The following is a 13,708-nucleotide window of genomic DNA, read 5'->3' as shown; positions in this document are numbered from 1 at the left end:
GGGGTGCGCCCGTTCAGCGCGGCGGGCGTACCCCGCCCGGGCGTGCCCCGTCGAGCGGGCGTACCCCGTCGAGCAGCAGCCCGCCGGGCGGCAACGCCGGCATGGCGCCGAGGTCGAGCGCCAGGTCCTGCGGCGGTACGCGGTAGCTCATCGCGCCGGTCAGGTTCGACACGGCCCGCTTCATCAGCTCGATCGTGATCCACTCACCGGCGCAGCGGTGGCCGGTGAAGTGGTCGCCGCCGCCCTGCGGGACCAGGCCGAACGGGTCGTCGCGCCACCCGGCGAAGCGCTCGGGGCGGAACTGCTCCGGCTCGGGCCACACGTCGGGGTGGTGGTTCGTGCCGTACAGGTCGAGCAGCACCCGCCGGCCCTGCGGGAACGCGTACCCCCGCCACTGGAACGAGCGGCGGACCCGCGCCGCGGCGACCGGGAAGAACGGGTAGTAGCGCCGTACCTCCTGCACGAACTGCTCGGTCGCGGCGTCGTCGCCGGGCAGGCGGTCCCGCCAGTGCGGGTGGTCGTGCAGCGCCAGCGCGGCGAAGACCACGTACCGGTCCACCGCCACGGTGGGACGAAGCACGTTCAGCAGCTCCACAGCGGCGATCCGGCGGGGAAGCGGCAGACCCCACTCGTCCCGGTGCCCGGCCACCACCGCCAGCGCGCTGCCCTCCGGAGCGGGCACCGCGCCGGCGCGTACCCGCTCGATCAGCTCGCCGGCCCAGCGTTGCGCGCGGTAGCGGCCGAGCCGTCCGCGCCAGTGCCGGGGGCCCAGCGCGGCCGGTGCCTCGATCATCGCGTGCATCTCGGCGGTGCGGCGCGGCACGTCGGCCTCGGCCGGCGGCACCCCGGCCCAGGCCCAGACCGTACGGGTCAGGATCTTTCCCACCTCGTCGTAGAGCACCACCGGGCCGCCCTCGGCCCAGTCGGGGATCCGGGCCCGCCACTGCTCGTCGAAGATCTCCCCGAGGCGGCGGATCGCGGCCGGCGTCATGATCGACATGAACATCGCCTTGCGGACCAGATGGGCCTGCCCGTCGAGGCCCTGTACGCCGCCGACGCCGGTGAGCGTGCGCTGCCCGCGCATCGGCATGGCGCCGCGCCGGACGAACCGCTCCTCGTCGTAGAACAGCTCGGCGGCCTCCCGGCCGCGCAGGCAGATGGTCGGTTCCAGCAGCAGCCGGGTCTGGAAGACGTCGGTGCCGAGGCGGTCGCAGCGGGAGCCGACGAAGCGGTAGCCCTCCCGGAGAAACGCAATCGTGCTGTCCGGGCTCCGGTCGCTCGGCATGGTGCTCATCTCGGCTGCTCCTGATGCGGTTCGGCGGCGTTGCCTACCTACCCGGCGCGGCGCGGCCGAACCCTCCATCTCAGCAGCTCGGGCCCTTCGGGGGAGGGGCCGGCCACGCGGGGCGGTGCTGGCCCCTCCCCGGGGGCGGAAAAGCTGGTTTCCTCGGGTTCGCGGACCGGCGGTGACCGGCCCGCCGCCCGCCGGCGCGGCGTCCGGCGGCGGTCACCGACGACGGGGGAGGGCACTGATGCGTGACGACAGGGCGGTGCGACGGCACCGCGAGGCAGTGGCCGGGCTGCGCGGCGACGGCCGCGACGGGCCGCTGATCGGCGGGCCCCGGCGCCCCGAGGGCCGCCCTCCGCGCTACTTCACCGTGCACCTGGGCTTCGCCGCCGCCGACCCCGCCGTCGCGCGGGAGCACGCCGTGGCGTACGCCGAAGCACTCGGCCTGCTCCGCCCGGAGCTGGCACTCGGCGCGGCGGCGCTGTCCCCGGCGGACGCCTGGCACCGCGCCGAGCGGCTGTTCTGCGACGCCTCCGGGCCCGACGGCGAGCGCTGCGCCGACGTGGCCGGTCACCCCGGCTTCCACCACGCGCCCGGTCCGGGTGGACTCGGCTGGGGCGACGGTGACTGAAGCGCGTTCAGTCCAGGTCGAACTCGCCGTCCTGGGCGCCCGCGACGAACGCGTCCCACTCGGCCTGGGTGAAGACCAGTACCGGCCCGTCCGGCTCGGCGGAGTTGCGCATACCGATCAGGTCATCGACGAAGGCCACTTCGACCGCTCCCTCGGAGGTGTCGCCCTCAGCCCGCTGCCAAACCGCCCGGGAGAGGTCGAAATCGCCCTTGGGGTGCTGACCCATCGCTGTTCCTCCATCGCCATGCGTAACGAGACGGCCCGAGCGGACCTCATCGGGCAGGATAAGCGGATGCCGAGCCTCACCCGTGCAGAGGCGACCGCGCGCCGCGCGTCGATCAGTGTCGAGTCCTACGATGTGGACCTCGACCTGACCGGCGACGCCGAGCGGTTCCGCGCCGCCGTCACCATCCGGTTCCGGGCCACCCCCGGCGCCGAGACCTTCGTCGACGTCAAGCCGCGCCGACTCCTCGCCGCCCGCCTCAACGGCCGCGACCTCGACCCGGCCCTGCTCGCCGGCGACCGGCTGCCGCTGACCGGCCTGGCCGAGGACAACACGCTCACCGTCGAGGCCGAGATGGCCTACTCCAACACCGGCGAAGGGCTGCACCGTTTCGTCGACCCGGCCGACGGCGAGACGTACCTGTACGCGATGTCCTTCCTGGACGACGGGCCGCGCATCTTCGCCGCGTTCGACCAGCCCGACCTGAAGGCGCCGGTGACGCTGACCGTCACGGCGCCGCCGGAGTGGACGGTCGCCGCCAACGGGGCGCTCGCCGATCGCCCCGCGCCCGGCCGCTGGGAGTTCGCCACCACCGAGCCGCTCGCGACCTACTTCGTCTCGCTGATCGCCGGGCCCTGGCACGTGCTGCGCGCCGAGCACGACGGCATCCCGCTCGGCCTCTACTGCCGGCGATCGCTCGCCGCCCACCTGGACGCCGACGCCGAGGAGATCTTCACCGTCACCCGGCAGTGCTTCGACCGCTTCCACGAGCTGTTCGCCGAGCGCTACCCGTTCGGCAAGTACGACCAGGCGTTCGTGCCCGAGTTCAACGCCGGCGCGATGGAGAACCCGGGCCTGGTCACGATCCGCGACGACTACGTCTTCCGCTCCGCCGTCACCGACACCCAGCGGGAGCTGCGCGCCACCACCATCGCCCACGAGATGGCGCACATGTGGTTCGGCGACCTGGTCACCATGAGCTGGTGGGACGACCTGTGGCTCAACGAGTCCTTCGCCGAATACCTGGGCACCCGGGTCACCGCCGAGGCGACCCGGTTCGACCGGGCGTGGACCACGTTCGCGAGCCGCCGCAAGGGCTGGGGCTACACCGCCGACCAGCGCCCCTCCACCCACCCGGTGGCGCCGGAGGAGGTGGCCGACGCCGCGCGGGCGCTGCTCAACTTCGACGGCATCTCGTACGCCAAGGGCGCCAGCGTGCTGCGTCAGCTCGTCGCCTGGCTCGGTGACGAGGCGTTCCTGGCCGGGCTGAACGCGCACTTCGCCGCGCACCGGTTCGGCAACGCGACGCTCGCCGACCTGCTGGCCGCCCTGGGTACGGCGAGCGCCCGCGACCTGGACGGCTGGGCGGAACGCTGGCTGCGCCGCGCGCAGGTGAACACGCTGCGGGTCGACACCGCTGTGGACGCCGACGGGCGGTGGACCGAGGTGGCGATCGTGCAGACCGCCCCGGCGAGCCACCCGGTGCTGCGGCCGCACCGCATCGGCGTGGCCCACCACATCGCTGACGGCCCGGCGTACCGGTTCGAGGTCGACCTCGACCCGGACGCCGACGGTGGCCGCACTCCGCTGCCGGAGCTGGTCGGGCGGCCCGCCACCGGGCTCGTGCTGCCGAACGCCGGTGACCTGACGTTCGCGAAGATCCGGCTCGATCCGGCCTCGGCGGACGCGGTGCCGCTGTTGCTTCCCGGCCTCGACGACTCGCTGGCCCGGGCGCTGCTCTGGGCCGAGACGCTGGACGCGGTCACCGACGGGGAACGGCCGGCCGGCGCGCTCGCCGGGCTGATCGGGGCGGCGCTGCCGGCCGAGACCGAGGTGACGATCGTCGAGGACGTGCTGCTGCTCAGCCGCCGGCTGATCGACCGCTACCTCGACCCGCTCGCCCGGGACGCGGCGCTGCTGCGGGTGGCGAACGCCTGCGCGGCGCTGCTCGACTCGGCGCCCGCGGGCGGTTCCCTGCAACTGGCGGCGGCGCGGGGTCTGGTCGGCGCCACCACCGACACCGCGATGCTGACCGGCTGGCTCGCCGGCAAGGGGGTGCCGCCAGGGCTGGCGATCGACACCGACCTGCGCTGGGCGGTGCTGCGCCGGCTCGTGGTGCTCGGTGCGGCCGGCGCATCGGGAATCGACGCCGAGGCCGCCGCCGACCGCAGCTCCACCGGCGCCGAGCAGGCCGCCGCGTGTCGGGCCGCGCTGCCCGACGCCGACGCGAAGCGGGCCGCCTGGGAGATCGTCACCCGCAGCACCGAGCTGTCCAACCGGCTGGTCGAGGCCACCGCCGAGGGCTTCTGGCAGCCCGAGCAGGCCGAACTGACCGCCGGGTACGTGCAGCGCTACTTCACCGACATGCCGATGGCGGCGCGTCTGCGTACCGCGTGGGTGGCCGACGCGGTCACGGTGGCCGCGTACCCCCGCTACGCCGTGGCGCAGACCACCCGGGAGATGGCCGCGGCGCTGCTGACCCGCGACGACCTCACGCCCGGCCTGCGGCGGTGGGTGACCGACCTGGACGACGACATGCGCCGGGCGCTCGTGGCCCGGACGGCGGTGGCCGCCGCGGCGGCCTGACCGGGCACGCCGGGCGGGGCTCACCCGCCCGGCGTGACCGACCCCGCCCGGGGCCGTCCGGCGGGCGGCCTACGATCGCGGGGTGGAGGAAGACATCCGGCGGGTCGGGATCATGGGTGGCACGTTCGACCCGATCCACCACGGGCACCTGGTGGCGGCGAGCGAGGTGGCCGACAGGTTCGGCCTGGACGAGGTCGTGTTCGTGCCGACCGGGCAACCGTGGCAGAAGGCGGAGGAAGCGGTCACCCCCGCCGAGGACCGCTACCTCATGACGGTGATCGCCACCGCCTCCAACCCGCGTTTCCAGGTGAGCCGGGTCGACATCGACCGGGGTGGTCCCACCTACACCGTCGACACGCTGCGCGACCTGCACGCCGAGTACGGCCCGAAGGCGCAGCTGTTCTTCATCACCGGTGCGGACGCCCTGGAGCGCATCCTCTCCTGGAAGGACCTGGACGAGGCGCTCGAACTGGCCCACTTCATCGGCGTGACCCGGCCCGGCTTCGAACTCACCGACAAGCACCTCCCGGCCGACTCGGTCAGCCTGGTGCAGGTGCCGGCGATGGCGATCTCCTCGACCGACTGCCGCGCGCGGGTCGCCCGGGGGGAGCCGGTGTGGTACCTGGTGCCCGACGGTGTGGTGCAGTACATCGCGAAACGGCGTCTTTACCAGCGGTGATTCGCCCCCTTGCGTCCCGGTTCATGCCTGAAATCGACGAGAACTGACAAGTCGCCGCACCGCCGGGTGTGAGACGCTTGGAGGGTCGCACGGTTGATCGAAGGAGAACGGTGACAGTTTCCGAACGCGCGCACGAGCTGGCGATGGCCGCCGCCCAGGCCGCGGCCGACAAGAAGGCACAGGACATCGTCATCATCGACGTGGGCGACCAGCTCGCGATCACCGACGCGTTCCTGCTGGCCGCCGCTCCGAACGAGCGTCAGGTGCTCGCCATCGTCGACGCCATCGAGGAGCGCCTGCTCGAGCTGCCGGAGAAGGCCAAGCCGGTGCGCCGCGAGGGTGAGCGCGGCGGTCGCTGGGTGCTGCTCGACTACGTCGACATCGTGGTGCACGTCCAGCACACCGAGGAGCGCGAGTTCTACGCGCTCGACCGGCTCTGGAAGGACTGCCCGCAGATCCCGTTCACCGATCGCGACCTGGCCGACTCGGCCGCCGGCACCGCCACCGCCGAATGACCCGCCTGATCATCTGGCGGCACGGCAACACCGACTGGAACGCCGCGAGCCGGGTCCAGGGGCAGACCGACGTGCCGCTCAACGACCTCGGCCGGGAACAGGCCCGCGCCGCCGCGCCGGTGCTCGCCGCGCTGCGCCCGGACGCCATCGTCGCCAGCGACCTGCGCCGGGCCGCCGACACCGCCGCCGCGCTCGCGGCGCTGACCGGGCTGCCGGTCCGCTCCGACGCCCGGCTGCGCGAACGGCACTTCGGCCAGTGGCAGGGCCTCACCCTGACCGAGGTGGCCGAGCGGTTCCCCGACGAGTACGCCCGCTGGCGGGCCGGTGACCCCGACCCGGGCGCCGGCATCGAGCCCCTGGGCGACCTGGGCGCCCGGCTCGGCGCCGGCTTCCAGGACGCCGCCGACCTGGCCACCGGCGGCACCGTCGTGGTGACCACCCACGGCGGCGGCGCCCGGCAGGGCGTCGGGCACCTGCTCGGCTGGGACCACACCGTGCTGCGCAGCCTCGGCTCCCTGGCGAACTGCCACTGGACCGAACTGCGCCACGACGAGGTTCGGGGCTGGCACCTGCGGGCGCACAACGTCGGGCTGATCACCCAGCCGGCGCTCACCGACGCGGTCTGACACCTCCGCCCCCGGCACCTCACAGCGCCATCGGCTAGCGTGCCGGTCATGCCCGTCGCGGTCGTCACCGACTCCACCGCCTACCTGCCCCCCGACCTGGTCCGCGCACGCGGGCTCACCGTCGTCCCGCTGACCGTCGTGCTCAACGGCGCGGAAGGACTGGAGGGCATCGAGACCTCCCCGGCCGACGCCACCCGGGCGCTGAGCGGCCGGCGGGTCTCGGTGAGCACGTCCCGGCCCGCGCCGGAACAGTTCGCGCAGGTCTACCGCGCGCTGCTCGCCGACGGCGCCGACGGCGTGGTGTCGGTGCACCTGTCCGCCGAGCTGTCCGGCACCGTCGAGGCCGCCCGGCTCGCCGCCGCCGAGGTCGGCGACGACCGGGTCACCGTCGTCGACAGCCGATCCACCGGCATGGGTCTCGGCTTCCCGGCGCTCGCGGCCGCCGCGGCCGCCGCGCGGGGCGCCGACCTGACCGGGGTACGCGACGCGGCGCTGGACGCGGTCGCCCGGACCACCATCTACTTCTACGTCGACACGCTGGAGTTCCTGCGCCGGGGCGGCCGGATCAACGCGGCCGAGGCGCTGCTCGGCACCGCCCTCTCGGTCAAGCCGATCATGCACATGCCGGATGGCGCGATCGTGGTTAAGGACAAGGTCCGTACCGCCAGCCGGGGCGTGGCACGCCTGGTCGACCTCGCCGTCGAGGCAGCAGGTGACGCCGAGGTGGACCTCGCCGTGCACCACCTCGCCGCGCCGCAACGGGCCGAGCAGTTGCTGGCGGCGCTGACCGAGCGGCTGGGCGACCGCCTGCACGACACGTACGTCACCGAGGCTGGAGCCGTGGTCGCCGCGCACGCCGGGCCGGGGCTGGCGTGCGTGGTGGTCCACCGCCGCACGCCCTAGGGTGGCCGGATGAGCCCACTGTCGTACGTCGTCACCGGCGGCGGGCGCGGCGTCGGGCGGGCGATCGTGGAACGGCTGGCCACCGATGGCGGCACTGTGGTCGTGGTCGAGCGGGACACCGGCGCGCTGGACTGGCTGGCCCGGCATCCGTTGGCCGACCGGCTGCACGCCGTGACTGGGGACGCCGGCGACGAGGCGGTCACCGGCCGGGCCGCCGACCGCGCCGAGGCGTCCGCGCCGCTGGCCGGCTGGGTCAACAACGCCGCCGTCTTCCGCGACGCCGACCTGCACCGCGCGCCCGCGGCCGAGGTCGTCGACCTGATCACGCTCAACCTGCGCCCCGCCGTGGCCGGGGCCGGCACCGCCGTACGCCGCTTCCTGGCCGCCGGGTCCGGCGGCGCGATCGTCAACGTGTCGTCCCACCAGGCCCGCCGGGCGGTGCCGGGCGCCCTGCCGTACGCGACCGCCAAGGCCGCGCTGGAAGGGCTGACCCGGGCGCTCGCCGTCGACTACGGTCCCCGCGGGATCCGCGCCAACGCGGTGGCGCTCGGCTCCGTCCACACCGAACGGCACGCCGCCTACCTCGCCGGGCTCGACCCGGCCGGGGTGGCGCACGTCGACGCGGAGATGGCCCGGCTGCATCCGGTCGGCCGGATCGGGCGTACCGACGAGGTGGCCGAGGTGGTCGCGTTCCTGCTCTCCGAGCGCGCCTCGTTCGTCAACGGCGCGACCGTGCCGGTCGACGGGGGCCGGGCCGCGCTCGGCCTGGACCCGGAGGCGCGCTGAGCTTCGCCTCCAGGCCCTAGCACAGTCAGGGCTTGATCGGGTCGCCGTCCACAGTGCCCGCGTCGTCCACAGGTGAGGCTTCACCGGCCGACGGTTGACGAGCCGTCGCCGTAGCGTCCGGAGCCGTGCCAGACGACGAGGAGACGACGGTACGGCGGCGGCTCGCCCGGCTGTCCGGGTTCGAGGACGCCGCCGCCGTCCCGCCGTTCCCCGCCGACCGCTCGGGCGAGGCCGGCCATCGCGCCGGCGAGGCCCAGCTCGGCCCGGATCTCGGCGCGCAGGGCGGCCGGGCGGCGCGGCCCTCCCGGCGGTCCGGGCTTTCCCGGTCCGGAGCGGACTCCGGCCCTTGGCCTGACAAAGCCGGGCCGATCTTCAACGGCGGTTCCGTTGCGGCCTTTGGGCACGCCGCTGGCGGGGCTGGGCCGGATGTCCGAGGCCGGCTCGGGCCGGTGCCGGACGAGATCGAGCCGGGTTTCGGCCTGCGCCCTGGCCTCCCGGAGCGGTACGGCGGGCGGGAGCATCCGTTCGGAGTTGATCCGGCCTCCGCCGAACCGGACGCCGACGGGCACGGGCTCGACGACCCGCCGGCAGCCGAGCGCAGCCTGGCGTCCCGGCTACCCGGTCCCGGGGCGTTCGATCCCGGCCGCCGGGGCGTACGCGCGCTCGCGGCGGTGGCGGCAGTGGTGGTCACAGTGGCCGCCGTCTGGGCGTGGCGCTCCCGTCCCAGCGCCGAGCCCGTCCAGCCGGTCGCGGCGTCCGCCGAGGCGCCGGTGAGCGCGGCGACCGAAGCGGTTCCCGGGGTGCCCGCGCCGGCCGGCACACCCGGTCAGGTGGTCGTCGCGCTGGCCGGCAAGGTCCGCCGCCCCGGCCTCGTCCGCCTGCCGGCCGGTGCGCGAGTGGCCGACGCGATCGAGGCGGCGGGCGGTGCGCTGCCCGGCGTCGACACCGCCCTGCTGAATCCCGCCCGCAAGGTCACCGACGGCGAGCTGATCCTGGTCGGCGTCACCGCCCCACCCGGCCAGGCCGCGCCCGGCCCGGCGGCCGGTGGCGCTGCGCCGGGCGGTTCGGCGGCACCGGCCGGTCCGGTCAACCTGAACACCGCCACGCTGGCCCAGCTCGACGCGCTGCCGGGCGTAGGGCCGGTGCTCGCCCAGCGGATCCTCGACCACCGGGACCGCAACGGCGGGTTCCGCTCGGTGTCCGACCTGCGCCAGGTCGACGGCATCGGCGACGCCCGGTACGAGCAGCTCAAGGAACTGGTGACGGTGTGACCGTCCGACGCGGGCCGCGCGGTCACGGCCTTCGCGCGGCTCTCGACGGGGAGGCGGCCGGCCGCGACGTGCCCGACCTGCGGCTGGCCGGGCTGGCGGTGGCGGCCTGGCTCGCCGCGCTGGCCGGGCTGCACCTCAGCGTCGGTGTGAGCGTGTGGCTGGCCATCGTCGCCGCCGCGCTCGCCCTGCTCGCGGGCCTGCACCTGTGCGGCGTGCTCGGCCGGCCGGGTGCGACGGTCCGCCGCTACGGCTGGATCGCGGTCGCCGTGCTGCTCGGCGTGCTCTGCGGGGCGGCGGCTACCGGCGCCCGGGTCGCGGTCCGCGACGCCGCCCCGGTCCGCGCGCTCGTCGCCGATCGCGCCCTGGTCATCGCCGAGCTGCTGTTGCGCGACGATCCCCGCCCGGTACGCGGTGCGCCCGGCCGGCAACCGATGCTGCTCGTCCGCGTGGACCTGATCCGGCTCACCGGCCCCGACGGCGCTCGCGTCACCGGCCCGGTACGCGCGCTGGTGCTCGCCACCGACCCGGCCTGGCGTCCACTGCTGCCCGGGCAGCGGGTGACGAGCCGGGGGCGACTGTCCGCACCGCGCGGGGGCGACCTGACCGCCGCCGTGCTCTCCACCGCCGACCCGCCCACGTTGCGCGGCGCCGCGTCGTGGCCGCAACGGGCCGCGGGCGTGCTGCGCGCCGGGCTGCAACGGGCCTGCGAGCCGCTGCCGGACGCGTCGGGCGGGCTGTTGCCCGGCCTCGTGGTGGGCGACACCAGCCGGCTGCTGCCGGAGGTGGAGGAGGACTTTCGAGCCACCGGGATGACCCACCTCAACGCGGTGTCCGGCTCCAACGTGGCGATCGTCGTCGGGGCGGTGCTGCTGCTGGCCCGGTGGGCGCGTGCCGGTCCCCGTACTGCCGCCGTGCTGTGCGTCCTCGCGCTCGTCGGGTTCGTCATCCTGGTGCGGCCCTCGCCGAGCGTGGTGCGTGCCGCCGCGATGGGCGCGATCGGGCTCGCGGCGCTCGCCGCCGGGCGGTCCCGGTCGGCGCTGCCCGCGCTCGCCGCAGCGGTCACCGGGCTGGTCCTGTACGACCCGGACCTGGCGGGCGACCCGGGTTTCGCGCTGTCGGTGTGCGCCACCGGAGGACTGCTGCTGCTCGCGCCCGGCTGGCGGGACGCGCTGCGGCGCCGCGGCGTACCGGCCGGGCTGGCCGAGGCGCTCGCGGTGCCGGCATCCGCGCAGCTGGCCTGCGGTCCGGTGGTCGCCGGGCTGTCGGCGACGGTGAGCCTGGTGGCGGTACCGGCGAATCTGCTGGCGGTGCCGGCCGTCGCACCGGCCACTGTGCTCGGCGTACTGGCGGCGGTGCTGTCGCCGGTGTGGCCGGGTGGCGCGGAGTTCCTGGCCTGGCTGGCGAGTTGGCCGGCGCGCTGGCTGGTGGCGGTGGCCGGGCACGGGGCGGACCTGCCCGCCGGGAACCTGCCGTGGGCGGGCGGGGTGGCAGGGGCCCTGCTGCTGGCGGCGGTGAGCGTGGGGCTGCTGCTCGCCTTCCGGCGACGCCGGGCACGGCGACTGGTCGTGGTCGTCGTGGTGGCGGTGGTGCTCGGTGCGGTGCCGGTCCGGCTGTTCGCCTCCGGCTGGCCGCCGCGCGGCTGGGTGGTGGTGGCGTGCGCGGTGGGGCAGGGCGACGCGGTGGTGCTGCCGATCGCCGCCGGCCGGGCTGTCGTGGTCGACGCCGGCCCGGAGCCGTCCGGCGTGGACGCCTGCCTGCGCCGCCTCCGCGTACGGGAGGTGCCGCTGCTGGTGGTCAGCCACTTTCACGTCGACCACGTGGGCGGCGTGGCCGGAGTGTTCCGAGGGCGGCGGGTGGGTGCGGTGGTGGGTCCGCCCTGGTCCGAGCCGCCCTACGGCGCCGCCCAGGTCCGCGAGGCGGCCCGCCGGGCCGGTGCGCCGCTCGCCGCGGTGCAGGCGGGCTGGCGGTGGCGGACGGGCGCGGTGGACCTGGTGGCGGTCGGGCCGCCGTACCCGCTGCGGGGCAGTCGGTCCGACCCGAACAACAACTCACTGGTGCTGGCCGCCACCGTGGGCGGGGTACGGATCCTGCTCACCGGCGACGCCGAGACGGAGGAGCAGCGGGCGATGCTGGAGACGACGCCGGCCGCCGGGATCCGGGCCGACGTGTTGAAGGTCGCCCACCACGGCTCGGCGTACCAGGATCCGGAGTTCCTGGGCGCGGTACGTCCGGCCGTGGCGCTGGTGAGTGTGGGCGTCGACAACGACTACGGGCATCCGAACGCCGGGTTGCTGGACCGGCTGACCCGGGGCGGGGCGCGGGTGCTGCGTACCGACACCGACGGGGACGTCGCCGCGGTCCGGGCGGGCGCCGGTCTCGCCGTGGTGAAGCGCGGCGCCGACAACGGGCCGCAGCGATAGGGGGATCTTGTCGCGGTAGATGGTAGATCAAGGCAAATGTCTGGATTTGCGCTGTGTGCGGGCTGCGCCGTCACAGTCCCCGATGAGCAGGCCCGGCCGGTCGGAGGGCGTGCGAGTATGGGCGACGTGACCCCCGCCGACCTGCCTCCTATTGTGCTCGTCCTCGGCGACGAGGAGCTGCTCGCCACGCGAGCGGTCACCGAAGCCGTCGCCCGGGCCCGCGAGGTGGACCCCGACGTGGACGTGCGGGAATACCAGGCCGGCACGCTCACCGTCGGCGAGATCGCCGAGATGCTCAGCCCGTCGCTGTTCGGCGGTCGCCGGGTGCTCGTGCTCCGCTCCGGTCAGGACGCCCGGAAGGACCTCGTCGCAGCGCTGCTGGCGTACGCGAAGAATCCCGACCCGGACGTGCAGCTGGTGGTGCTGCACCTGGGCGGGGCGAAGGGCAAGGCGTTCGCCGACGGTCTGCGGGCGGCGGGCGCCACTGTGGTGCCGGCCGTGAAGCTCAAGGGCGACCGGGAGCGGGCCGCCTTCGTGCGGGACGAGATCCGTCGCATCGGCGGCAAGTGCACGCCTGACGCGGCGGACGCCCTGGTCGCCGCCGTCGGGAACGACATGCGTGAGCTGGCCGCCGCCTGCTCGCAGCTGGTCGCCGACACCGACGGCCGGATCGGCGCGGACACGGTCGCCCGGTACTACCGGGGACGGGCCGAGGTCACCGGATTCACCGTCGCGGACGCGACGATGGTCGGTGACGTACCCGGGGCGCTGGAGGCGCTGCGGTGGGCGCTGCACGTCGGCGTCGACCCGGTGCCGATCGCGGACGCGCTGGCAGACGGCGTACGGACCGTCGCCCGGGTCGCCGCCGCCGGCCGGGGCAGCGCGTTCCAGCTGGCCAAGACGCTCGGCATGCCGGCCTGGAAGATCGAGAAGGCTCAGGTACGTGCCCGGGGCTGGACGCCGGAGGGCCTCGTCGAGGCGATGCGGGTGGCAGCCGAGTGCAACGCGGCGGTCAAGGGCGGTGCCGACGACCGGGCGTACGCGCTGGAGCGAGCCGTGTTCGCGGTGGCGGCGGCCCGGCAGGGCGGCGCCCGGTGACCCGAGCGTGGTCGACGGTGGCCACGGACGAGGAGCGGTATCGCCCGCTCTACGCCCGGGTGCTGGGACTGCGCTTCGTCAACCCGGGTGGGGTGCTCTGCTTCCTCTTCTTCGAGGGCGCGGTGGCGCTGGCCGTGCTGCTCGCACTCGCCGAACTGGTGAGCTGGTGGGCGGTAGTGGTGCTGCCGATCGCGGTGGCCGCCATGGTCAAGCTCAACGACGTGGTGGCCGAGATGGTCGTCCGCACCGCGGCGCAGGTGCCCGAGCAGGAGCGGGATCGCTTCCGCCGCCAGATGGAGCCGGTGATCGGCCGGGCGCGGGTGCCGGCGACTGCCCGCGCGCTACCGGGCGGTGCGGCGAGCCTCGGGTCGCTGCCGGGCGGTGCGGCGCCGCCGAGCGCCCGTGCGTTGCCGGGTGGCGCGACCACCGATTCCCGGGGCGTCCGCTACCACCATCCGCGACGCGCCACGTTCGACCGCCCCAACGAGCAGTAGCGACCCACCGCGCTAGGCCCTCCCGCCGCCTCGCGCTGCGCCAGCCGGACGCCCCGTGCTCTCCCGCCGCCCCGCACTGCGCTGCCGCCTTGCCTGCGCTCGCCGAACGCCGCGCGCTCTCCCGCCGCCCCGCACTGCGCCCTCCGGACACGCGCGCTCCCACAGCCAGAGCCTCCGCCGACCGGCCG

General features: G+C 75.3%; 13 protein-coding genes. 11 read left to right on the top strand and 2 right to left on the bottom strand.

Going from position 1 to position 13,708, the window contains the following annotated elements:
• Nucleotides 1-13 precede the first annotated feature (13 nt).
• The gene (locus tag ACQP26_RS23695) at nt 14-1,294 is read right to left on the bottom strand and encodes a cytochrome P450 (protein ID WP_433494034.1); all 1,281 of its coding nucleotides are present in this window, start codon (nt 1,292-1,294) and stop codon (nt 14-16) included.
• Between the two features lie 238 nt (nt 1,295-1,532).
• On the opposite strand from ACQP26_RS23695, the gene ACQP26_RS23690 reads away from it, so the two are divergent.
• Nucleotides 1,533-1,919: a hypothetical protein gene (locus ACQP26_RS23690; RefSeq protein WP_433494033.1), complete on the top strand. Its 387-nt coding sequence runs from the start codon at nt 1,533-1,535 to the stop codon at nt 1,917-1,919.
• 7 nt (nt 1,920-1,926) lie between these two features.
• On the opposite strand, the gene ACQP26_RS23685 is transcribed toward ACQP26_RS23690, so the two are convergent.
• The gene (locus tag ACQP26_RS23685; RefSeq protein WP_013287999.1) at nt 1,927-2,145 is read right to left on the bottom strand and encodes a DUF397 domain-containing protein; all 219 of its coding nucleotides are present in this window, start codon (nt 2,143-2,145) and stop codon (nt 1,927-1,929) included.
• Nucleotides 2,146-2,211: 66 nt separating this feature from the next.
• On the opposite strand from ACQP26_RS23685, the gene pepN reads away from it, so the two are divergent.
• The 10 genes from pepN to ACQP26_RS23635 all read left to right on the top strand — a co-directional run bounded on the left by pepN (nt 2,212) and on the right by ACQP26_RS23635 (nt 13,520).
• On the top strand, nt 2,212-4,728 hold the full coding sequence (gene pepN / locus ACQP26_RS23680) for an aminopeptidase N (protein ID WP_433494032.1): 2,517 nt from the start codon (nt 2,212-2,214) through the stop codon (nt 4,726-4,728).
• Nucleotides 4,729-4,810: 82 nt separating this feature from the next.
• On the top strand, nt 4,811-5,407 hold the full coding sequence (gene nadD, locus ACQP26_RS23675; protein ID WP_013475510.1) for a nicotinate-nucleotide adenylyltransferase: 597 nt from the start codon (nt 4,811-4,813) through the stop codon (nt 5,405-5,407).
• Nucleotides 5,408-5,517: 110 nt separating this feature from the next.
• Nucleotides 5,518-5,922: a ribosome silencing factor gene (gene rsfS / locus ACQP26_RS23670; RefSeq protein WP_013287996.1), complete on the top strand. Its 405-nt coding sequence runs from the start codon at nt 5,518-5,520 to the stop codon at nt 5,920-5,922.
• Entirely contained in the window at nt 5,919-6,548 is a 630-nt protein-coding gene (locus ACQP26_RS23665) for a histidine phosphatase family protein (RefSeq protein ID WP_281576998.1), read from the top strand. The genes rsfS and ACQP26_RS23665 overlap by 4 nt, the downstream gene beginning before the upstream one ends.
• A gap of 48 nt (nt 6,549-6,596) precedes the next feature.
• A complete protein-coding gene (locus ACQP26_RS23660; protein WP_269704573.1) occupies nt 6,597-7,451 on the top strand; it encodes a DegV family protein in 855 nt (284 codons plus the stop codon).
• Between the two features lie 9 nt (nt 7,452-7,460).
• Nucleotides 7,461-8,237: an SDR family NAD(P)-dependent oxidoreductase gene (locus tag ACQP26_RS23655; protein WP_433494031.1), complete on the top strand. Its 777-nt coding sequence runs from the start codon at nt 7,461-7,463 to the stop codon at nt 8,235-8,237.
• A 449-nt stretch (nt 8,238-8,686) separates the two neighbouring features.
• Nucleotides 8,687-9,508 carry a helix-hairpin-helix domain-containing protein gene (locus tag ACQP26_RS23650; protein WP_433496189.1) on the top strand — a complete coding sequence of 274 codons (822 nt, stop codon included), beginning with the start codon at nt 8,687-8,689 and terminating at the stop codon, nt 9,506-9,508.
• Nucleotides 9,509-9,576: 68 nt separating this feature from the next.
• A complete protein-coding gene (locus ACQP26_RS23645; protein ID WP_433496188.1) occupies nt 9,577-11,928 on the top strand; it encodes a ComEC/Rec2 family competence protein in 2,352 nt (783 codons plus the stop codon).
• A gap of 117 nt (nt 11,929-12,045) precedes the next feature.
• Nucleotides 12,046-13,026 carry a DNA polymerase III subunit delta gene (gene holA, locus ACQP26_RS23640; protein WP_269704575.1) on the top strand — a complete coding sequence of 327 codons (981 nt, stop codon included), beginning with the start codon at nt 12,046-12,048 and terminating at the stop codon, nt 13,024-13,026.
• Complete coding sequence (locus tag ACQP26_RS23635) at nt 13,023-13,520, top strand: hypothetical protein (RefSeq protein WP_433494030.1); 498 nt, start codon at nt 13,023-13,025, stop codon at nt 13,518-13,520. Before holA ends, ACQP26_RS23635 begins: the two co-directional genes overlap by 4 nt.
• Nucleotides 13,521-13,708 lie beyond the last annotated feature (188 nt).

It is taken from the genome of Micromonospora sp. CA-248089 (assembly GCF_050948515.1).
Classification (GTDB): Bacteria; Actinomycetota; Actinomycetes; order Mycobacteriales; family Micromonosporaceae; genus Micromonospora.
The sequence above is the reverse complement of the archived record's forward strand: the minus strand, read 5'-3'. Positions and strand labels throughout refer to the sequence as shown.